Annotated in this window: 20 protein-coding genes and 1 riboswitch; of the genes, 2 read left to right on the forward strand and 18 right to left on the reverse strand. The window is 38.6% G+C overall.

The genetic code is table 11. The features are described from left to right. Positions 1 to 1,800, forward strand: a complete 1,800-nt coding sequence (locus H131_RS19750; protein ID WP_036132098.1) for an ABC transporter permease — start codon at positions 1 to 3, stop codon at positions 1,798 to 1,800. A 132-nt stretch (positions 1,801 to 1,932) separates the two neighbouring features. Here the strand turns inward: H131_RS19750 and H131_RS19755 are convergent, their stop codons facing one another. The 6 genes from H131_RS19755 to H131_RS19780 all read right to left on the reverse strand — a co-directional run bounded on the left by H131_RS19755 (position 1,933) and on the right by H131_RS19780 (position 7,181). Next, positions 1,933 to 2,457 carry a tubby C-terminal domain-like protein gene (locus tag H131_RS19755; RefSeq protein ID WP_010860892.1) on the reverse strand — a complete coding sequence of 175 codons (525 nt, stop codon included), beginning with the start codon at positions 2,455 to 2,457 and terminating at the stop codon, positions 1,933 to 1,935. Positions 2,458 to 2,593: 136 nt separating this feature from the next. Beyond that, positions 2,594 to 3,697 (reverse strand): DUF4179 domain-containing protein, encoded by a 1,104-nt coding sequence (locus H131_RS19760; RefSeq protein ID WP_010860893.1) that lies wholly within the window; start codon positions 3,695 to 3,697, stop codon positions 2,594 to 2,596. After that, positions 3,681 to 4,223 (reverse strand): sigma-70 family RNA polymerase sigma factor, encoded by a 543-nt coding sequence (locus tag H131_RS19765; RefSeq protein WP_010860894.1) that lies wholly within the window; start codon positions 4,221 to 4,223, stop codon positions 3,681 to 3,683. The genes H131_RS19760 and H131_RS19765 overlap by 17 nt, the downstream gene beginning before the upstream one ends. Positions 4,224 to 4,399: 176 nt before the next feature. Then, positions 4,400 to 5,116 carry a toast rack family protein gene (locus H131_RS19770; protein WP_010860895.1) on the reverse strand — a complete coding sequence of 239 codons (717 nt, stop codon included), beginning with the start codon at positions 5,114 to 5,116 and terminating at the stop codon, positions 4,400 to 4,402. 362 nt (positions 5,117 to 5,478) lie between these two features. Next, positions 5,479 to 5,874 (reverse strand): SRPBCC family protein, encoded by a 396-nt coding sequence (locus H131_RS19775; RefSeq protein ID WP_010860896.1) that lies wholly within the window; start codon positions 5,872 to 5,874, stop codon positions 5,479 to 5,481. 110 nt (positions 5,875 to 5,984) lie between these two features. Next, complete coding sequence (locus H131_RS19780; protein WP_010860897.1) at positions 5,985 to 7,181, reverse strand: MFS transporter; 1,197 nt, start codon at positions 7,179 to 7,181, stop codon at positions 5,985 to 5,987. Between the two features lie 151 nt (positions 7,182 to 7,332). On the opposite strand from H131_RS19780, the gene H131_RS19785 reads away from it, so the two are divergent. Next, entirely contained in the window at positions 7,333 to 8,208 is an 876-nt protein-coding gene (locus H131_RS19785) for a LysR family transcriptional regulator (RefSeq protein ID WP_010860898.1), read from the forward strand. Positions 8,209 to 8,347: 139 nt separating this feature from the next. On the opposite strand, the gene H131_RS19790 is transcribed toward H131_RS19785, so the two are convergent. From H131_RS19790 to cobS, 12 genes are all read right to left on the reverse strand, one after another. Next, positions 8,348 to 9,343, reverse strand: a complete 996-nt coding sequence (locus tag H131_RS19790; protein ID WP_010860899.1) for a sensor histidine kinase — start codon at positions 9,341 to 9,343, stop codon at positions 8,348 to 8,350. After that, complete coding sequence (locus H131_RS19795; RefSeq protein WP_010860900.1) at positions 9,340 to 10,011, reverse strand: response regulator transcription factor; 672 nt, start codon at positions 10,009 to 10,011, stop codon at positions 9,340 to 9,342. Before H131_RS19795 ends, H131_RS19790 begins: the two co-directional genes overlap by 4 nt. Beyond that, complete coding sequence (locus H131_RS19800; protein WP_010860901.1) at positions 10,011 to 11,009, reverse strand: alpha/beta hydrolase; 999 nt, start codon at positions 11,007 to 11,009, stop codon at positions 10,011 to 10,013. The genes H131_RS19795 and H131_RS19800 overlap by 1 nt, the downstream gene beginning before the upstream one ends. A gap of 541 nt (positions 11,010 to 11,550) precedes the next feature. Further along, on the reverse strand, positions 11,551 to 13,365 hold the full coding sequence (locus H131_RS19805; protein WP_010860902.1) for an ABC transporter ATP-binding protein: 1,815 nt from the start codon (positions 13,363 to 13,365) through the stop codon (positions 11,551 to 11,553). Next, positions 13,362 to 15,095, reverse strand: coding sequence for an ABC transporter ATP-binding protein (locus tag H131_RS19810; protein WP_010860903.1), 1,734 nt, complete (start codon positions 15,093 to 15,095; stop codon positions 13,362 to 13,364). The genes H131_RS19805 and H131_RS19810 overlap by 4 nt, the downstream gene beginning before the upstream one ends. A gap of 264 nt (positions 15,096 to 15,359) precedes the next feature. Then, the gene (locus H131_RS19815) at positions 15,360 to 16,400 is read right to left on the reverse strand and encodes a ribonucleotide-diphosphate reductase subunit beta (protein WP_010860904.1); all 1,041 of its coding nucleotides are present in this window, start codon (positions 16,398 to 16,400) and stop codon (positions 15,360 to 15,362) included. A 12-nt stretch (positions 16,401 to 16,412) separates the two neighbouring features. After that, complete coding sequence (locus H131_RS19820) at positions 16,413 to 18,626, reverse strand: ribonucleoside-diphosphate reductase subunit alpha (RefSeq protein WP_010860905.1); 2,214 nt, start codon at positions 18,624 to 18,626, stop codon at positions 16,413 to 16,415. Between the two features lie 162 nt (positions 18,627 to 18,788). Next, positions 18,789 to 18,976: riboswitch (cobalamin riboswitch) on the reverse strand. A gap of 106 nt (positions 18,977 to 19,082) precedes the next feature. Then, the gene (locus tag H131_RS19825) at positions 19,083 to 19,769 is read right to left on the reverse strand and encodes a hypothetical protein (RefSeq protein ID WP_010860906.1); all 687 of its coding nucleotides are present in this window, start codon (positions 19,767 to 19,769) and stop codon (positions 19,083 to 19,085) included. Further along, on the reverse strand, positions 19,766 to 20,260 hold the full coding sequence (locus H131_RS19830; RefSeq protein WP_010860907.1) for an ECF transporter S component: 495 nt from the start codon (positions 20,258 to 20,260) through the stop codon (positions 19,766 to 19,768). Before H131_RS19830 ends, H131_RS19825 begins: the two co-directional genes overlap by 4 nt. A gap of 92 nt (positions 20,261 to 20,352) precedes the next feature. Beyond that, positions 20,353 to 20,745, reverse strand: coding sequence for a bifunctional adenosylcobinamide kinase/adenosylcobinamide-phosphate guanylyltransferase (locus H131_RS19835; RefSeq protein ID WP_010860908.1), 393 nt, complete (start codon positions 20,743 to 20,745; stop codon positions 20,353 to 20,355). Then, entirely contained in the window at positions 20,697 to 21,293 is a 597-nt protein-coding gene (locus H131_RS19840; RefSeq protein ID WP_010860909.1) for a histidine phosphatase family protein, read from the reverse strand. Before H131_RS19840 ends, H131_RS19835 begins: the two co-directional genes overlap by 49 nt. Further along, complete coding sequence (gene cobS / locus H131_RS19845; protein WP_010860910.1) at positions 21,266 to 22,042, reverse strand: adenosylcobinamide-GDP ribazoletransferase; 777 nt, start codon at positions 22,040 to 22,042, stop codon at positions 21,266 to 21,268. The genes H131_RS19840 and cobS overlap by 28 nt, the downstream gene beginning before the upstream one ends. Between the last annotated feature and the right edge of the window lie 11 nt (positions 22,043 to 22,053).

Here is a 22,053-nt window from a genome sequence, read left to right on the forward strand (position 1 = left end):
GTGGATGTAGCGAGTGACTATGATTTTTATAAAGAAAATTTACAAGCATTAATGATTTTTATGATTGTGCTTTCTGTATTCATTTTACTCATTTCAAGTGTCTTGCTACTGTCTACGTTCCAGCTATTATTTTACAAAATCAAAGAACAACTTATGGTATTACGGGCTCTTGGGGCAACGAGCCATCAAGTAAAACGAATTGTCCAATTGCAATTGTCACTTATTATAAGTTTTGGCGTATTGGTCGGTATGTCTGTCAGTATACTAGTCATCAAATTATGGCTGCCACAACTCATCAGCTTCATGAAATTACCAAGTGCAAAAACGGAACTTCCTCTTGTACTCATCATCGTTATCGCAGTTGCCAGCTATTTATTGCTTCAATTTGTAACAAAATGGCAAGTGCAAAAAAGCGCGAGTCTATTGCCTTTGCAAATCGCAACAGATAACGAAGACCAGGGCTTACAATGGAAAAGATGGAAAACGATTGTCGTAAGTGGCACTGGAATTATAGCCTTATTTTTATTTGTCAATACACAGGTAGTTGATAAGAGCGGACCAAGTGCACTGATGATTTTGATTGGAACTTTACTAGTGTGTGGCATTTTACTTTACATGATGCCGTATTTATTTACTGCTCTATTAAAAATTTCATTGAAACCAATTCGTTCAGCACTCGGTAAAGAAGCTTATTTAGCTTGTCAGCAACTGATGCCTCAAGTACGCAAAAATATGCCAATAGTGCTTAGCATCATAGGTTTAATGGTGATCTTAATATTCGGTAGCTCCCTGTTTAAAACACTTCAACACAACGAACTGGCCTTTATTAATTCTCAATATGAGACATCGTTGAAAATTAAAAATGAATTAAATGATCCAACCATTACACAGGATTTGATCGATGAAATTGAATCGCTGCCGAGCGTATCCTATGCATATATGGAAAGTAACAATGCTTATATAGCCCTTCAAATAGGAGATGATTGGCTATCAGATAACTATACAACGATTGATGTCAAGAAATTTGTTCAATTAGGGAAATTAAATGCAATTGAAGATGATTTAAAAAATGGTTTAATCATAACGGAAAGTTTTGCAAAAAAACATCAACTATCGCTTGGTGACAACTTGACGGTGGGTACTTATGATAATGCTACGCAGCAGGATATGCCAGTCGGTCAATTAGAAATTGTAGGCATTACCTCCGCTCCTATCAATACTTCAGATTTAATGGTGGATTGGTCATCTTTCCTGACATCCATTGATAAAACAATCATTACCGACATTATGGTGGAAGCAAGTGAAACGGAGCAGGCATTCACTGAGCTTGCTTATTTAGAAGAGCGATGGCCAGCACTTCAATTTAGCGATAAAGAGACAATGATTGAACAGTCTAATTACATGTTCTACCAGCGTTGGAATCTATTTGTTGGTGTTTTTGTTATCCTAATAGCCGCTAGTTGTTTAGGGGTATTACAAACTCTGCTTCACTCTGTCTATGCAAAACGAGGAGATTATGCGATTCAGCGATTAATCGGTCTTTCACCAAATGGATTAATGAAGTTGATTTTAACGCAAGTACTGTCCTTTGTGCTTTATGGTCTGACTGTTGGTATATTCCTCGGTCTGCTCTTAACAAGGATGATTGCCTTTATTGACGTTGACGCACCAATGGTTTATGATTTCTTCACATTAGGGATTACTAGTGTGGTCTTTTTACTAGCGACCTTCGTAGTCTTTACATTACAAGGTTACTGGATCAGTCGACAAAAATTAGCAAACGAAATTGTAGATATGTAAGTAGAAAGATTCATTTAGGCCCTCAAAGACGAGGGCTTTTTTTAGTTATCGAACATGTTTTTGAATTTATCGCTACAATTTCGAAATTTATCACCCAACTTCAATAATTTATCGCCCAAAATCTACAATTTATCATGCACCTACAAATAACACAGCCTGTCCAATGGCAATAAAAAAGGCTTCTTGCTGGATTGGGCTAGTTTCTTCAATTTGAAGGGTAATATCAAAATACGTATCCCGAAAAACTGCTTGCCAGCGAGCAATTGGCTGTTCATTCAGTAAAAATACTGACCAGTCCTCCATCTCTTTATTAAGTGTTATTTTTTGCTCGCCGTCTGTAATGATTAAATCTGGAATCATTATTTGCCAGCCATCATAGGCAATCATATAGTCCTTTCCCGTCACAAAGTCCTTTCCTCGAAAATGTACACGACCACGACGCGACATTTTTTTACATGTGAAAAGTGGCTGTCCGTCAACATCGCTTGCATCAAAACGTACGAAATATCGGTAATCCATTGTACGATCAAAAGCTTTTTTTAGTCCATTTGTGTAAATCCGTTGAACAGTAGATGATACTTCCCCCGCTCCATTTAAAACATGAATAACCTCTGTTGATTCAATTGCCACAGGTTGTGTGTATGTAAAAGTTTTCAATACTTTCGCTCCTTCAAAAACACTCGCTTCTAGTGTAAAGTTACCTCTTTTAAACTAACACAAAATAAACGCCAAATACAATTCGCCCCTACTAAAGATTATCGGGATGTTGTATTTGACGTTATATTATTCCGATTTAATGATGAACCTGGGATGGTACTTCGACTGTAAATGGTTGGAATTTAACCTCTTTCAGAGATGATTTATCAAATAGGATTTTCGTTTCTTGCCCATTCGGTTGAACTTGCATACCAGACCCACCTGTAGGGAGCATTAAATAAGGTGTAATAATTAATTTTGAAACATCTTCTGAAATTGGATCAAAGGTTCTATTACCACTGAAGACCCAAACACCGTCATTAAATTGCCCTGTTGTGCCTCCTGAATGTGAGGGTATTTCCTTACCAGATTGATCCGTTATGCGGAATTCAATATAAGAAGCCCCTAGTTGAGAATTATCAATATTTCCAGTTTCAGATGCCTCAAATGAAAGGCCTACACCAGAAGGACTAAATGATACTCTTGAAACATCAAGCTGAATACCCTCCGCTTGCTGCTGATGATTCACTGGTAGATGTGTGATATCGACAATCTTTTTAATAGGTGTTGAAAATTCCCATTTCTCGCCCTCTTTGCCTTCTAAAATCAAGCCCAATTCGAAAGAACTTGGCATATTGTCTGTGACATTATAAGTGGTAATACCTGTACGAACCGTCGGGCTTATATTCTCTTCACCATAGCTTCCCGATCCGCTAAGAAATTTCCCATTCATCATTAGATCCATGCCTGCACCGAAGTACTCGTTGCTTAATTCTTTGTCCGATTCAATTTTAAAACCAACAGTAATATTTGTGTCATCATAAAGTACTTCATCGACAGTTACAGAAATACCATTGATTGTTTGCTTTTCGCCAACCGTTTTTGTTAAACCTTTTTCGCTAGCCTGTTTTAGCCCAAGTAAGCCAGAGTCACCAAACACGGACCCCACTATCGGCAGTTGTGCCAAAGTACTAGCAAATGTTGGCGATACATATGCTGAGCCGATCATAATCCCAAACGCTGCTGCCGCACTAGCCACATATACCAATGGTTTTCTTTTACTTTTTCGTTTTTTTTGTAATGGTGCATTGTTCATATTTGCTTGCTCCTCTGCTCGTTGAATACCTTTTGTAATCGCTGTTCGTACCTCGTCTCTCGGGAATTCTGGAAGGCTACTATTGTGATTAAATGACTTTTTCATTGTACGTTGCACTCCTTTCTAATTCTCGCTTTAAGTGTTTCTTTCCACGATGTAAATACGTTTTGATTGTGCTCGAAGGCTTATCCATCAATTGTGAAATTTGTTTAATCGGTAAATCATGATAATAATATAAAATAAGTGCCATTTGATGGTCGTGGCTCAACTGCTGTAAGGCTTCCGATAGATCGATGGGGTTCTCGACTTCATTGGACTGATGATTTAACCGCTTTAATAGTTCACTTTCTTCAAAAGGAACGACTCTTTGCCCTTTTTTTAGCAAACGATAACACTCATGTATTAATATACGAAACAGCCATGTAGAAAAAAATTCTGGATGCTTTAGCTGTTTAACAGTTAAATAAGCCTTACATGCTGTTTCTTGAATAGCATCGAGTGCATCCTCTTTTTGCCCTACATAAGAAAGTGCTGTATAGTATAACTTTTCTTCCTCTAAACGAAGGAGCTGTTCAAAAGCTTCCTTGTTTCCTGCAATCGCTTGATGCACAATAGATAAATCATGTTCCATGCTAGTTTCCCCCTCCTTTCAATACTTAGAGTCTTTAACACAAGCAAAAGGTTTCACTTTAACATTTTTTCTTTTTGTCCTATAGTTGTGAAACGGAAAAATAGACTACTGCTTTAACAGTAGTCTACTAAACTTCACTTTATCTCGCTTTAACGGTCAGTAAGTGGAGTTTCACTTTATTTATCTAATTTAAAGGTAACATCGCCAATGCCTATTTCTGAATGTACCTCCAGCACGATATCAGCATTTTCATATGCTTCATTTACATAAATACCTTTACCTTTTGAAATAAACCCTTCCACACTCGAAGACCCTATTCCTTTTTCAGTTGTAAGCTTTACGCCGACTTTCGATGGTAAAGTGACCGTTGTTTGGCCAACACCAGTTTCAATGCTCGTTTCAAAGCTTTTTTTCCAATCTCCGCCTAAATTGATATAAAGATCGCCTACACCCGTTTCAATATCTAATTTTCCGAGCTGCAAGCCTTGTAAATCAAGGTTTGTCATGGATGCACCTGTATCAACTGAAAGATTCATTGGAATGTCGTCATTTAGCTCTATATTCCATTCATTTTTTATGTTCGACATACCAAGTTTAGTGGAGCCTTTATGTTCTATAACCACTTCCCCTGTTTGCCCATGTAGATCATAGCTAACTTTGGGTGCCAATTTTTTTATGTTATATTGGGCACTCCCCTCTACCCAGTCCTTCGCTCCTTTTGTAACCGTCATTTCCCCTACTCCCAGATTTAATTCCACATCTAACTTCTCAGCCTTATCCTTTTCAACGAAGATTGCTTCTTCTTTGTTTTTACCTGGAATGAATGAATTACACCCTGATAGAACAAGCAATGAAGCACTCATAACTAAACCAATACCAATAAATTTCTTCAAATTAATTCCCTCCATATATATAATATTCCAATAAATCCATTTTATCGAAATCTTAAATTTATAAAAACGACCCTCCGCTTTAACTTCATCTAAGACCTAAGACGTAGAAAGTAATCATTAAACGATTTTCTCCCTATGCATCACTTCATTGATATGCAATCTAACAAAAAAATTGAACCTCAAATCAGATCACTTTTGAAGTGTTCACGATTTGGGGTTCAGTGAAAGTAGCTGTTTTCATCTGTCTGGATAGGCAAAGATTTCTAATGGTTTATAAAGAATGGAGTGATTAACAGCTTTAATGGTCATTTCCGAAGAATCATTGTTGTAGTGAGGCCGATGAACAATGAATCGATTTTCCATTACACAAAAGGGATTTCATTTCCCTCCAACAAAGCCTTTAAATTTGCGAGTGATGCCTCATAACCGCTCGTGTTGAATGTTACAGTTGTTTTTCCCATGTCATCTGCCAATGAGATGGCTATTAACGTTTCAGGAATGTCTAAGTAAAATGAAAATTGCTGATGAATACTTACATTTTCTATCGTTAAGGTCATCGGTAACTTTTCAGTCAACTGATTATGACTATTCGGCATTAACGTAAAAATAATCTGTTCACCTGCTTCTAAACGAGGGATTTCCCATGTTGAACCTGGCGCATACCACTTCGTTAGCAGCTCCGCATCCGTAATGGCATGCCAGACCTTCTCAAGACTTACATCAATCGAAATTGAACTTTTATTTTCTTTGTACTCCATCATAGATTCCTCCGTTAGCAGCATTATGCTTTTTCAGATTAATGGTCATTTTAACACATTTTAAGCATTTTGTTCCAAAACCTCAAGATTATCCTAGATGGCATCCATAACTAAGCTTTTTTATTTGTACTTTTTGTCGTTCTATATAAATTCACTGCACCTAATGCTACGGCGATAGCTACAATATTCAACGCTACCTGATAGCTATGCAATACATTTACCATGAAACCGTAAAAAGTTGGCGCAATAACGATAAAAATTTGATTTAAAGTTAAAGCAGCACTCACTGTTAAACCTACATAACCTGGATTGGATTGCTCTGTAACACAAGCTATAAACAATGAATACCAGCCGATTGCTACGAAGCCTAAGAGGAAACAAAATAAGAGCATTATAATTTCCTTTTGCATAACCAATGGCATCATTATGGTAAAAGCAACTGTACAAACCATCACTATGAACAAAAGCTTTTCTCTATTGTGCTCAAAGAATTGATCACTCACCCATGCAATGACTACTCTTCCTATCATACCGCCTATTAATATTAAGCTTAAATACATCCCTGCATCGCTTAATGAATATCTGCCTTCTTGATGCAAATAACTCATAAAATGAGCAATGAGTATCATCTGTAATGACATCATCGTGATGCCTACGATATATATGGGGTAAAGCACTTTATTATTTTTAATAGTTATCATTTTTTCTTTAAAAGATACGGATTTAGATACTGACACTACGGTTTCTTTTGGTTCTTGATACGCTAATAAGAAAAGAATACCTCCAGCTATAGCTACGAAGCCTTGCACAATATGTACGGCTGACAACTCAAAATGATTATACGTATAAGTGAGGATGACCGATGCCAAGGCCCCTCCGATTGGAATTCCAGTTTGTCGGATACCCATAGCTAGCCCTCGATGTTTGTCGGGAAACCATTTGACGATGGCCGTACTGCCCCCAGTTTGAGCACTTCCGTACCAGATTCCTACCACTAATAATAACAATAACAAAACCGAATAATGATTTACCATCACAAGTGTTAATGCAGAGAGCCCTAATAAAATAGACCCCCAGCCAATTATTTGTTTTTCTCCTTTTTTATCCATTAAATGACCAAATACTAGCATGGAAAACATCGGTCCAATATTCACAGCTGAAACGATGAATCCTGTTTGTAGTGAAGATAAATTCCATTCGATTTGATAAAATGTAGCGATTGGTCCCATCCCATATGTCACAAAAGTTGCTGCTGTTTGAGAAAGTGTAGCCACCAATACGATGAACCATCTATAATAGGTATTCATTCAAGCTCCTCCAATATCTCTGCACTATACCGATTTATTTGTTCAGTATAATTTTAAGTTATCTAGAGTTTACGCTGGATACGACAACGCGTAAAATGGAGGAAAATGATAGAACCCATCAAAAATTTTAATAGGGTGTGTGACATACGATATGAACATCGAAGAAATTGCATTAAAAATTGAACTATTACAACGTCAAAATTTAAGTAAATCTGCTGAAATCACTAACTATACGCAATCTGCCCTTACATCTAAAGTGAAAAAAATGGAGGCAGAAATCGGCCAAGCCATTTTCAAACGTACACCTCAGGGCTTAAAAATTTCTGAGGTCGGTATTCAATATAGGAACTTTCTCCAGCTTATTACACAGGAATATGAGGAATTTTTACAAGCCATTAGTTCACAAGAAATGAAAACGAAGGTGAGCTGTGGCGCATCCCATACAACAATCAAGATTTACGGTGCATCTATCGCCAATATCTTGCATACAAAGAACATTGCACTAGATGTTGATTTCACCGTAGAATCTAGTAATTCCTTGAATGAAAAAGTACACAACGCTGAAATGAATTGTGCACTAACTAGTAAACCGATTAAAATCTATCCGGACCTTAACTATGACATCATAGCTACTGAAACATTCGAGGTGATTTCTAACAATCGACATATTATTCATTTTAATGAACGTCCCACACTTACGCTGTTAGTATTGAGTAAAGGTTGTATGTATACACGTGCAGTCGTTGAATGGTTAAAAAACAAACAAATTCCATTTAATATGAAAGAAATAAAATCCGTTAGTAGTATTCTAGATTTTCTGCAAATGGATAATACCATTGCTGTGTTAAATACAAAGCTGATTGACCTTTATCATTATTCAGAAATACATTATTACAAATTACAACAGTTAGAAAATATGATCAAAACCGTGTTCATTTACAAAAAGAACGAAAGTAATGACCCTAAAATTATGCAACTGAAAAACGTCATTGAATCTATTCTGGAGCCAGCTAACGAAGGTTTATGATTTGTATGATGCCCATTTGATCAACGTTACATCAAATGGGCTTTTAACAGTGCCTGTGAACTTTTTGACAAAATTATCGCTCTACTACCGAAATTTATCGGACAATTTTTGAAGTTTATCACCAAACTTTTTAATTTTATCAGACAATTTCCCAGCTAAAGCAAGATGTTGTGCCTCCTTCATTCGACTGTAAAGTATATTTGATATGAAGCGTACTTGAAATATCCTCAATTATTTTTAACCCTAATCCTGTATTTATTCTATTACGATCAAAGCCAATGCCATTATCTTTCATACAGACCATGCCATTTTCAATGCTTATCTCAAGTTTTGTAGCATGTGAATGTTTCAAGGTGTTTTGAAAAACATTGTCAAATAACCTTTGTATCCACAAATCATTACTCATCCATACTAAATCTGTATCGAGTGGCTGATAGACTAATTCAATGTCATGAATACTATATAAGTAACTCCATTTTTTCAACATGGTCCCCAATAAATGATGGAGATTCACTTCATCATTGACAATATAAGAATTCTCTAACGTATCCATAGATTGCACATTAAATTCATTAGTTAAATCAGCAATATATTGAATTTGTTTGTACAATGATTGTGTTAATTCAGGCTGATCCTTGTAGGTATCTTCAAGATAATATAATTGTAATCTGATCGCTGTTAAAGGTGTATTGATATCATGTCTTAGCTTATTTAACAATTCCTTTTGCAACTCTTGCTGTTGTTTAAGCTCCAACTCTCGATACGTTGTGCGTTCAATCAAAATATTGACTGACTTTATGAGTTGTCCTATTTCATCTTCGCTTCGAACAGCCAACGTATTTGGAATGTTTTCATTACTTGCTAGATTACGGATAGTTTTATTTAATATATTTATTTTAGTAAGTAACGAGTTAATCGATTTCGAAAATAAAAAGGCTAACATCAGGAGCGATAAGAAAAATACGATTAGCATTGACGGATAGGCAAATGACTCATGAAAAGGAATGCCCTGATTCTTTGTCTTAAACGCCAAATCATAAATGATTGACATCACTATGCTGATCACTAATAAGACTAATGGCACACTAATGATCGCTGAAAATAATAATAACTGGTATTTTGTTGTTAATTTCATTTTTTTATATAAGTATTTAATCTATACCCTTCTCCATAAATATTTTGAAGAATTTCACCTGATGTATCATTAATTTTAGTGCGTATTTTCTTTATGTGGACGTTGACGATATTTTGATTTCTATCTTCAAGTGGCCATAAATAGTCAAAGAAATGATCTTTCGTTAACACTCTATCCTTGTTTTCAAATAAATAAAAGAAAATTTTACGTTCAATTGCCGTGAAAGCAATTTCGTTATGGAGATTACTATTAAATACTTTTCTACCGTCTGCATCAATATGAAGATGTTTAATTTGCGAAAACGTCCCATACTGTTGTTCTAACATTTTTTGCATTCTTAGTAGTAGCTCTCTTGGATCAAATGGCTTCGTCATATAGTCCTCTCCAACAGTTAACCCTTGAAGTTTGCTATCCATATCATTGCGTGCAGATAGAAAAATGATAGGAATATTTAATCCTAGTTTTTTGATTTTCTTTGTTAGTTGATAGCCATCCTCACCTGGTAGCATCACATCCATGATGACTAAATCCATCTGTGGAATGATTGTCAGTACCTCTTGTCCATCCGTTTTCCAACATACATGATAGTCTTCACGCTGCAAAATTTTTTGCAACAAATCGCCAATCATTAAGTCATCTTCAATAATTAAAATATTATAACCCTTCATCACATCAGCCCTTCATTTTTTTCAATTTTTGTCTTGATAAATGCTTTGCTAAGATCATATATCTCATCAGGCTTATACAAATAAATACTATGTGTGCCACTAATTTCTTTGACTTCAGCCATGTCTAATTGTTCGGCAAAATCTTGATAATCTTTGCTTTTTTGTTTAGTGTATTTCGAATTTTTATATTGTTCAGCAATGGCATCAATAAATAAAATCGGTGTTTCTTTAGGCATTGGAAGATTTATTGATTTCTGACCATTTTCGTAAGCATGCAATAACTCTTCCTTCATGTCATTATTAAGAAATTGTTTAAAAGACAGCGCTTTATATATATCTTTTTCCTCTTCCGTTAAAAAAGATTGCTTCATCACTTCAGGATTATACGTGGTTGAAGGAACGAGTCGATGCAAACCAACTTTTGTTAACATATTGATTGTTCTCACAGTCAATGAATCAACTAGACTCATTTTATGCGTTACGTACTGCTCTGGTAAACCAATATCTATAGCAATAATTCCCTTTATTTCTTGTGGATATTTTTGCGCCCAGTAAATTGCTTCCATACCTGATAGCGAATGTGGCATTAAAATGTACGGAGGTTTATTTCCACTTTGTATAAGCGCTTCCCTTGTTTGCTCTAAAATTGTATCGATATCCCTGTCGTCGTTAAACACATCACTGTAGCCATACCCAGCTCTTTCCATGACGGCAATCTTATTTTCCTTTGAAAACTTGCTATACAGCCCTTTCATTTCATATACAGGGGCTGCAATACCGGAGCCAGCCATAAATACATAAGTGTCTTCGCCATCACCCTCGTTATAGACATTCAGATTGTTGTCATGCATCTTAACAATTGACCCCTTACCTTTAATTAGTGCAGATTCCTTAGCTAATTGATAGTGATGATAACTAAATATGGATACTATCCCGAGCAGGATAACCGCTAAAAACCACATTGTCATTTTCTTTACTACTTTGAATATTTTTTTCATAGAATTCTCCTTTCAACTTATAACGAAAGGATAAACAAGAAAAATAAATTTCTAATTAATTTTTATGTATTTGCTGAAATCGTCGTTCACAACAATTCTTATTTTACATGAAACAGAAAAAGCTAACATCGAAATCGTGTCAGCTTCCTTGATGTTCCTGAATCATTGGGTTCACCAGGCATTATATTACTTAGGTGCTAGATACGCTCCTATAAACTTAAGAATTCTAATTTGTTTTATATAGAATCGTCTAAGTGATCATAGGTTTCCACATATAAACTTTTTCTCCGCCACACACTTAGTGCGAGTCCTATAGTAAACGCACCTTAATTCATCCACGTATGCTCCTCCTTTTCAACCATTAGACGAGTTCCAAATGTAAGAAGTTTGCAAATAAAAACAACCACTCATCAAATTTTGATAAATGATTGTTCTTTTGCACTTATGCGCGTTCTATAAACGGTTTTTCTATATATGATCTTTCAGTGAACAATCAAATGCATAGTAAAAGTTCAGCTTAAATTCAGGACTATTTTGCAACTCATAATTCTACACTCTCTAGCAGTAATTTTTGTTGTAAGTTACTGTATATCCCTTGTTTTTGCATCAGCTGTTGATGGTTTCCCTGTTCGACAATTTCGCCCTGTTGAATGACAAGAATTTGGTCCGCATTTTCAATGGTTTTCAAACGGTGTGCGATGACAAAGCTTGTGCGCCCTTGCATTAAATGTTGAAGTCCTTTTTGAATATCTACTTCTGTTTGTGTATCAACACTAGATGTCGCCTCATCTAAAATAAGAATATCGGCATTTTCTAAAATTGCACGTGCAATGGCCAGTAACTGACGTTGCCCCTGACTCAAATTTGCTCCCCCTGCTTGGACAGGCGAATCGTATTGAGCTGGTAAATACTTAATAAAGTTATGGGCATTGGCAATTTTCGCCGCTTCCTCAACCTCTGCATCTGTAGCGTCCAGCTTGCCAAAACGAATATTTTCCCGAATTGTACCAGAAAATAAATACGTATCCTGTAACACGACACCCACTCTTTGACGAATTGTCGCCAATTTGTAATCCTCGATATTATGGCCATCAATTACGATTTCACCTGAATCAACATCATAAAAACGAGTGAGCAAATTAATCATCGTCGTTTTCCCTGATCCCGTCGGACCAACAAGTGCAATTGTCTCTCCAGCCTTGGCATCGAAGCTAATGTTTTTCAAAACTGGTTTTTCCGGCATGTAGCTAAACGATACTTGCCTGAATGTTACATCGCCCGTTAACCGCTCACATTCAAGTGCATTCTTTTTGTCAGCCACTTCTGACGGTTCATCTAAAATTTCAAAAACACGTTCTGCACCTGCAATGGCTGACTGAAGTGTATTCAGTAAATTCGATAGCTGATTGAGCGGACGGAAAAATTGACGTGTGTACGTCACAAATGCTGCGATAATTCCGACTGAAACAAGTCCTTTCACCGCCAAAAATGCTCCTGTTCCTATGACGACAGCCAACCCTAAGTTATTCATAAAGTTATTGATTGGACCAAGCAACCCTGATGTAATTTCCGCACGCTGAGCTGAATTGCGTAGTTGCTCGTTTTGTTGTTGGAATGATTCAATTGTCTGCTGCTCTTTGCCGAAAAGTGTTACAACTTCGGCTCCTGTAATCATTTCCTCGATATACCCGTTGAGATTCCCTAAATCACGCTGACGTGCCGCATAATTTTTCCCACTGCGTTTAACAATTTGTTTCGTTGTAAAAACGATAAGCGGAATAATAATAAGGGTTACAATCGCTAGCTGCCAGCTAAGTGAGAACATGGCAATGCTAACGCCAATTACGGTTAAAATTGATGAGACGATTTGCGTTACACTTTGTGCCAGCGCTGTGTTTAAATTATCGATATCATTGGTCACACGGCTCATTAAATCACCGAGGGCACGTTGATCGAAAAATTTTAGTGTTAAAGATTGAAGCTTTTTAAAGAGCTCAAGACGTAATGTACGAATGGTTTTCATGGCCACATGAATCATGACATACGTTTGTAACCATGTAAAAATAGACGCTACAGTAAAAATAACTGCGAGCACAATACCAAGGCGAATCGTACCCTTAATGTCCATTTTCATAATATATTCATCTACGATATGACCGATAAGATATGGCCCAGCTAAGCTTAATATCGTTGAGGCAATGACGAAAAATATTGAGAAAAACAGCCCGATTTTTTGCTGTTTAAGATATTGCCATACACGTAATATTGTTGTTTTTTGATTGGCTGCTTTTTCAGCTGGGCCACCTATACGTGGCCCACGTCCAAAATTCATTTGCTTTGGTTGACTTTGAGTCATTGGTGTTCACCAGCCTTTTGTTGCGAAGCGTAAATCGCTTGATAGGGTTCGTTTTCCTGTAACAATTGCTGATGTGTGCCTTGACCGACAATTTCGCCATCCTCCAACACTAAAATTACATCCGCTTGTTGAATGGAGGCAATCTTAGACGCCACTATAAATGTTGTTGTGTCTCGAAAATTGTCGTTAATCGCCTGTTGTACATGTTTTTCAGAGGCACTATCGAGGGCAGATGTTGTATCATCTAGTACTAAAATGGACGGCTGTCGCACGAACGCACGCGTCAACGCTAGTCGTTGTTTTTGCCCGCCGGATAGGTTCGTCGCTCCTTGGGAAAGTTCGTGTCCCATACCTTTTTCAAGTTTGTCCACAAACTCGGACGCACAAGCAGCATGGAGTGCGAACTGCAACTCATCTGGAGTCGCTTCCTCTTTGCCTAGACGTATATTTTTTTCAATTGCCCCTGAAAAGAGCAATGCTTTTTGTGAGGTAAAACCAATCTGTTCACGTAAAGTTGACAAAGCATAATTTTTTAACGGATGACCATCTACTAGTATTTGCCCACTTGTCGGGTCAAAAAGACGCGGTAGTAACTTCACTAATGTTGATTTACCACTACCCGTTTTACCGATAATGCCAACTGTTTGCCCAGCCTTCACAGAAAACGTGATGTGTTTCAGTACATCCTCTGCTGTCTCATAATAACGGTAGCTAACATTTTTGAAATCGATAGTCCCTTGAAAGTGTATATTGCGTGCATCTTCTGCTTCCTTCACAGCTACATCCATGTTCAGTACTTCCACAATGCGCTCGCCAGATGGAAGTGCCCGTGCAATTTGCATAAGCACCATACTAGATGACATAAGTCCATTTAAAATGATTGTCAAATAGTTGATAAATGCAAGGATGACTCCTACTTGCAACGTGCCTGCTTCGACTTTTATAGCCCCAAGCCATAGTGCCGCTATAATTCCCAGGTTGACAATGAACATCGTAAACGGCACAAGTACACCAACAATTTGCTCTGCTGTAATAAAGCGCTTTGTAAGCGTATCATTCAGCACGCCGAACTGCTCAACTTGCTGTTGCTCACGACGAAAAGCCTTGACCACACGAATTCCCGCTAAATTCTCTTGAAGCTTTGTGTTAACGCCATCAATGGCCTCTTGCACTTTGCGATATAACACGCCTGAATATCTTGTGAAAAAATACATGGCAACGATTAAAATTGGCACAATGACAAGTAAAATTGAAAAAAGCTCGCGAGCTGTCACAAAAACAATCACAACCGCACCAATAAACAATAGTGGTCCGCGCACAAAAATACGTAACGTCATCATAAATGCACGCTGCACGCTTTCCACATCACTCGTTAAAATTGTAATCAGTTTACCAGTCGTGAACTCATCCCGTTCTTTAGCTGAATAGGTAATCATCGTTTCATACAGCTTTTCTCGTACATCCGATGCAAAGTTGATCGCCGCCTTTGAGCTATAGTAGGAACAACCTATCCCCCCTACAAGCCCTAATATTGCACTTAAAATCATCCATACGAACATCTTTAGCACATACGGATTGTCGCCATTGGCAATACCAGTATCAATCATATGTTGCATGATCGTCGGCTGAATTAAATCCATTGTCACCTCAAGCACCATTAATAGCGGTGCAATCAGCGTAAAAAATTTATAGGGCGCCAAAAACTGCCCTAATTGTTTAACTACTTGCATTCTTTCGGCTCCGTTCCTTATATCCATTCGTTGTTAATTATAACTGAAAATCATTCCCAATTGCGAAAGTTTTTTCGTGACACTATAAGCATTCCTAATAAATTTTTGAGGCAGAGCGCGGTAAGTTATTTGCTTGTGCGATGCTGAGCTGAGTAGTTCTTGGGTTAACCCGAGCGCTTCCACAGCTGACCCGAGCTTTTCTTTCCTCTCCCTGCACTGAAGTCATGAAAAAACCACGCGAGCTTTCGCCCACGTGGTGCTTTGTTACAAATCATCGAAGCCGTTATCTTCTACATTTACCTTCACATATTGGCGTGAACGTTGTTCAAAGAAATCTGTTTTACCTAAGTCAACATCCTCGTAAGCCTTTATCCATTTCAATGGATTTTTGCGATAACCTTCGAATGGGCGATCCACGCCTAGCTGATTGCAGCGTACATTGGCATAGAAATGTACGTAGTCATGGACATCTTCAACATCAAGACCCTCGATTTTATCACCAATTACATCATTCGCCCAGTCGATTTCAAGTTGCACCGCCTCGCGGAAGATATCTTGCACACGTGCTGCTCTTTCTGGCGTATCGTATTCAGGATATTCCTCTAATAATTCTTGATAGATTTTCACGAAAAGATCGACGTGGAGCTGCTCATCGCGATTAATATAATTAATCATCGTTGATGAAGCGACCATTTTTTGATTGCGTGCTAAATGATAGAAGAATGCAAAGCCTGAATAGAAAAAGAGGCCTTCTAAAATCACATCATAGACAATCGCTTCTAGCATATTTTCAACGGTTGGTTCTTCAGAGAAGGCTTGATAACCTTTGATGACAAAATCATTTCGGCGCTCTAGTACTGGCTCTGTGCGCCAAAAGTCAAATGTACGGTCCTGTTCATCTTTATTCACAATACTTGAAAGAACATAAGAATAGGAATGATTATGAATAACTTCTTGCTGCGCTAAAATAATCATAAGGGCATTGAGACTAGAGTCTGTTAGATAATCTGCTACTTTACCAGCAAAATCCGTTTGGACGCTGTCTAATAGAGCAAGTAAACCGATAATTTTCAGGAATGATTCCTGCTCATCCGCTGACAACCCAGGAAATTGTTTGACATCATTGCTCATATTAATTTCGAATGGTGTCCAAAAGTTACCTAGCATTTTTTTATATTTTGGGTACGCCCAATTAAAGCGCACATCATCCCAGTTTAAAATGTTAGAAGAACGCCCGTTAACAATCGCTGTCGAACGGTTGGGTGCTTCTTTATCCATAATTTGTCGTTTCGTAATTGTCGTCATTTGTTATTCCTCCTAGCTTGCACAAGACTCACATTCTAGCAACTCTACTGATGTCGAGCGCACATAATAGGTTGTTTTCACACCACTTGCCCAAGCATTTAAATGCAATGCAAGTAGATCCTTCGCTTTAATTGTATTTTGAACATATAAATTAAGTGAAATCCCTTGGTCAATATGACGCGCACGCGCTGCATTTTGCTTAATGGTCCAATTTTGGTCAATAAAATAGGCAGATTTGTAATACCAAGTCGTCACTGGCGATAAATCAGGTACTGTTACCGGGATTTTGTAGTCCTTTTTCTCCTCAGAGTAACTCTTTTGGAAAATAGGATCAATCGTTGCGGTACTACCAGCTAAAATAGATGTCGATGAATTTGGTGCAACCGCCATCACATAGCCATTACGCATACCCGTTGTTGCAACATCTGCACGTAACGCATGCCACTTGTCACTGCTATAGCCACGTTTCTCAAAGTACGCTCCCGTTTGCCAGTCCGATCCTTCAAACAATGGATAGGCTCCTTTTTCACGTGCCAAGTCGTTTGATGCGCGAATCGTTAAATAGGCAATTTCCTCATAAAGCTTGTCCGCATAATCTACTGCCTCATCTGATTCCCATTGAATTTCCTTTAAAGCAAGTAAATGATGCCAGCCAAATGTACCGAGCCCAATGCCACGGTAACGTGCATTCGTACGCTCTGCCTGTTTAACTGGAATTGTATTTAAAGCGATTACATTATCGAGCATACGTACTTGAATTGGAATCAAGCGTTCTAACACATTAGCTGGTACAGCTTTCCCTAAATTCACCGAAGATAAATTACATACCACGAAATCTCCTGGCTTACGGCGAGTGACGATGACATCATCCTCTAAAGTAATCGACTCAAATTCAGTGGCCGACATATTTTGGAAAATTTCTGTACACAGATTTGAACTATAAATCATACCCTCATGCTTATTTGGATTCATACGATTTACTTCATCGCGGTAAAACATGAAAGGCACACCTGTTTCCAGCTGAGAACGCATAATGCGCTTCATGATATCAATTGCCTGTACAACTTCTCGACTTAGTAGCGGATTGGCCATACATGCCGCATATTTCTCTCGGAACGAGCCTTCGCCTTTCTTCTCATCATAGAAATCTTCTAAAGAGAAGCCCATTACTTCACGTACTTCATGTGGATCAAATAAATGCCAATCCTCTCGTGCCTCCACTGCCTCCATAAATAAATCAGGTAAGCAAAGCCCTGTGAAAATATCATGGGCACGCAGTCGCTCATCTCCGTTATTCAAGCGCAAATCTAAAAACGTAAAGACATCCTTATGCCAAATATCTAAATACACCGCAATGGCGCCTTGTCGTTGTCCTAACTGATCTACTGACACAGCTGTATTATTGAGCTGTTTAATCCATGGCAACACGCCACTTGAAGCCCCTTTAAATCCTTTAATGGATGAGCCACGACTACGGATTTTGCCCATATAAACACCAATACCACCACCATATTTCGATAATGTTGCGACATCTGTATTCGTATCATAAATACTTTGCAAGCTATCATCTACCGTATCGATAAAGCAGCTAGAAAGTTGTCCATGTGTTTTCCCCGCATTAGATAAAGTCGGTGTGGCAACCGTCATATATAAATTACTCATTGCCCAGTAGGATTCACGTACCTTTTCTAAGCGATTTTCAGTTTCATCTTGCATAAGCGTCATCGCAATGACCATCCATCGCTCCTGTGGTAACTCCACTGGCGTCTTCGTATAATCACGTACCACATAACGATCCATTAATGTTTTTAACCCAATGTACGTAAACAGCTCATCTCGGCTTTGTTCTAAATAGGACGCTAGTTCAATTAGCTCTTGCTCACTATACTTTGTTGTTAAACATTGATGATAGAGTCCAGCCTCCGTATATCTTGCAAGTTGTGCTGGAAATACCTTGTAAACATCTTTCACAGCAACTCCGCGACGCATGGCGAATTGATCGTATAACTTCTCTAAATAAATTTGCGCAGCAACAAATGTCCAGAAGGGCTCTTCTTCGTCAATCAGACTTAGCGTTTGTAAAATCATCGCATCCGCCCATGCTTCAAACGTGGCATTTTCGTTTTTTCGTAGCCATCGATCCGATAACCTTACAAAACTATCTAGTTCATCCTCCGTGTAACTTTTTTGTAACTTAGCAATTTGCTGTTCGATTTGAATTGTCATTTACATATTCTCTCCCTTTCTACCCTCAGACAACACAAAAAGCGATCACACAACATGTATCTGTTGCGGGATCGCTGTAAATCGGAAATGGAAATGAAGGACATGTACACATCAAAGTGGACAAATCTCTCGCCTCCACTTCTCAATCCCCGAAGAATGTGTTGCTGTCTTGAACAAATCGGCAGGTCTCCTGGCTCGTGCTTCCTCCAAACAATGGCCTTCCCGTTTTTCACAGTGGCATTTTAATCGTTTGTCAGCACTTACAGTTGCGGGGACAGCTTCGGCTTAAGATTGCTCTTGTTCCGAATTCCCTTTTAAACCAAAATGGTACCGCTCGTCCAAATACTATATATTGTGTTTTAACTCCTAAACAAATCTAACATATTGTGTTTCTTGTTGCAATAGGCGTTTTGAACTTTGCCTATTATAAATCTAAATTATTGCTGGAAGCAAGCCCTATAACCATGCAGTTCTACGTAGTTTCTCAAAATTTCTTGTGAAAATTTTTTGTGCGAGATGCTCTTTTTCGGGATGTACACCTAGTAAAATGACGGCACATGGTCCTGCTGTTTTCTCAACATCCAAAGAACTTGTTACACGCTGATCAACAAATAGTCGGGTGAATTCTACTTGCAGACCTTTTGACCCTACCGGCCAAACCTGCTGCACAATGTCATCGCGCCAAGCATTAAAAATAGGCCGAAGTTGCGCTACATCGTCAGGCTGAGCAAGCACTTCATTTCCAACAAGCGGAAGGCCGTATGTGTACCAAATAAGCTTGTCATGCTCAAACTTCGTACGACTTTGCTGTACACCAAGCATTGTTAAGGATAAAGCTGATTGTAAAGTTGGCATATTGGATTCTGAGCTACCCCCAATTTGTGGGCAAGCAAGACCAATTTCGTCAAACACTTGCTCAATTCCCGTGACATAGCGAGACCAAGCAGCATCCCCCGAAAAATTAGCAAGTATAATATGCACAGGTAGCGCATTCGCCGCAAGCTGTTCTAAAAAAGTGACACGTGCTGTAAAGTATGCCGTTAGATTATCTGATGCTGACACAACATCTTGTGGTTTCTCACCAATTGCCGCGGCATTATCAGTTGTGACAATCAGCTCCCCAATTTTCACTGCATTTCTCACTGAGCTCGCCCTTCTTTACGTATGAACACTTTTGAAAGTATCGGCATTACCACAGCGACGATTACTAAGTTAATAACTGTTGCCATGAAAATACTTGCTAATGCGCTCCAGTAAAACGCTGGGCTAATAATGAAGTAAAATGGTATTGGTGAGACGATACCATTTAATAAAAGTGCTACTGGCCATTTCCAAAAATGGAGGCCCTTTTTATGCATAACGCCGAACACCCATACTACAATAAACATTTCGACTGCTATAATAATATGCAGAGGGCCGAGCGGAAAGCCAGACGTTAAAGCTGTAATAAAATGCCCTACTAAACCCGCTACACCTGCTAGGACAGGCGATAGAAACACAACACTTAAAAATGCAGGTGCTGCGTCCAGTGCCGCCGTTGATACAAACGACGGGATTTTAATGACTGCCCCAACTGCACAGATAGCCGCAACCATCGCAGTTAACGACAGGCTCATTAATTTTTGTCGATCCATTCCATTTCCTCTTTTCTGTTATCTTTTGAGATGCTTCCAGGTAATTCTCCAAATGCTTTATTATAAATAGCAAGTGACAAATACTCCCGAAATCATTTGATATGTTCTCCGATGCCGTACCAAATACGAACAACTCGCTCAGCTTCAGTAAACAACGCCTGGTACAAACGTCCACATGTATCACGTAGTAATCGTGCCTGCTTTTCCATCGGCACAACGCCGCGCCCCATATCGGTCACAATTATATACAGAGTGCAATTTTCTTCAAGAATTTTTAGTCGTGTCAACAGGTGAGCGACAACGATGTCATCCTCTTCTATATTTTGTGTCACAAGCCATGTTTCTAAATTTTTTAAAACGAGTACATCACAACTAGGAGCAAATTCTGGTAATTCCCCATCCATGACTGCAACCTTCTGACCTTCAAGCTTTCGCATCACATAGTTGGTTTTGCCGTTATAGGCTCCTCCGATAAAGACATACATCGCGCTCCCTCCTTCCAAGCAGCACGCGAAAACCTTAAAGTATACATTCGGTCATGTGGTACATTGTACGACCAAAAAGGCTTTTCTATGGGGGCAAAGGCCACAAGCAGCGCACGAATTACTCCTCCGTGCACAACAAGTACAGTATCCACCGCCTCTTTTGGCAACGCTTTGAAGCCTTCAATGACACGTGCACAAAATACATCAAAGCCTTCCCCGTTGGGCGGAATCGTTTTAATAGGATCATCTAACCATGCACAATAACAACTATCTGACTTTAATTCGTCATAGGTTTTTCCTTCAAAGTCTCCAAAATTAGACTCACGAAAGCGTGCATCCGAAATATAGCTGGCTTGAGGAAAATAACGTGCGGCTGTTTCTCTACAACGTAGCAAATCACTGCCATATACTTTGTGTAAAGCTGTATCTACACTAGGAATTACCGAAGGATCTGCCAAAGGCGAATCTGTCCAGCCAATATAGCGTTTCTCCAAATTTTCCTTTGTGGGCGCATGTCGCATTAAGCGCACAGTAACAACGTCACCCATAGCACGACCTCCATTCCTTCAATTGATGCACCTAGTAAATCACCCGATACACCACCAAAATTTCGTAATGTAAACTGCCGAAACAACACAAATGCAACAGCCAATACGATTATAAGTATAAGTGGGACAATTGACAAACCTGTCACATAGAAAACCCCACTAAGCGCAATGACTAGTGTTATAAACATTACAACTGTTAGTACACCTTGCTCCATTTGCTTTTTGAAGAAATAGGCAAGGCCTTTTTCTTTAGAACAGTTCAGAGACATGAAGTAAAAGCTCATACCCACTCGTGTCAATAATGGTATAAAAACGAGCATCCACAGCGTTAGCTTTTCCTGCGCAAATAGTTCATAGAGCACAACCATTTTTCCAAGAATTAAAAATAGCACTGACAGTACTCCAAACGCCCCAACGCGTGGATCATCTAGAATTTCAAGCCGCTTGTCACGGTCTCGATACGAAAAATAAGCATCCCCCATATCAATAAAACCGTCTAAATGTAGTCCACCAGTGAATAACGCGAATAATCCGACAACGACGAAGGCGAGTAGCACATCACTACTAGCCGTCCACTGCGTTAAACTATAAATAGTTGCCGCCACCACTGTTCCCATGAGGGCCCCTACCCATGGCAAAAAGGCAAACATCCCTGTAATCGTCCCTTTAGATAACGGAATTTCTTTATGTACAGGCAAAACTGTAAAAAATTGAAATGCGAGCAGTATGCTATGCCATATATTTTTCATCGCCTTGCCTT

It is taken from the genome of Lysinibacillus sphaericus OT4b.31 (assembly GCF_000392615.1).
Classification (GTDB): domain Bacteria; phylum Bacillota; class Bacilli; order Bacillales_A; family Planococcaceae; genus Lysinibacillus; species Lysinibacillus sphaericus_B.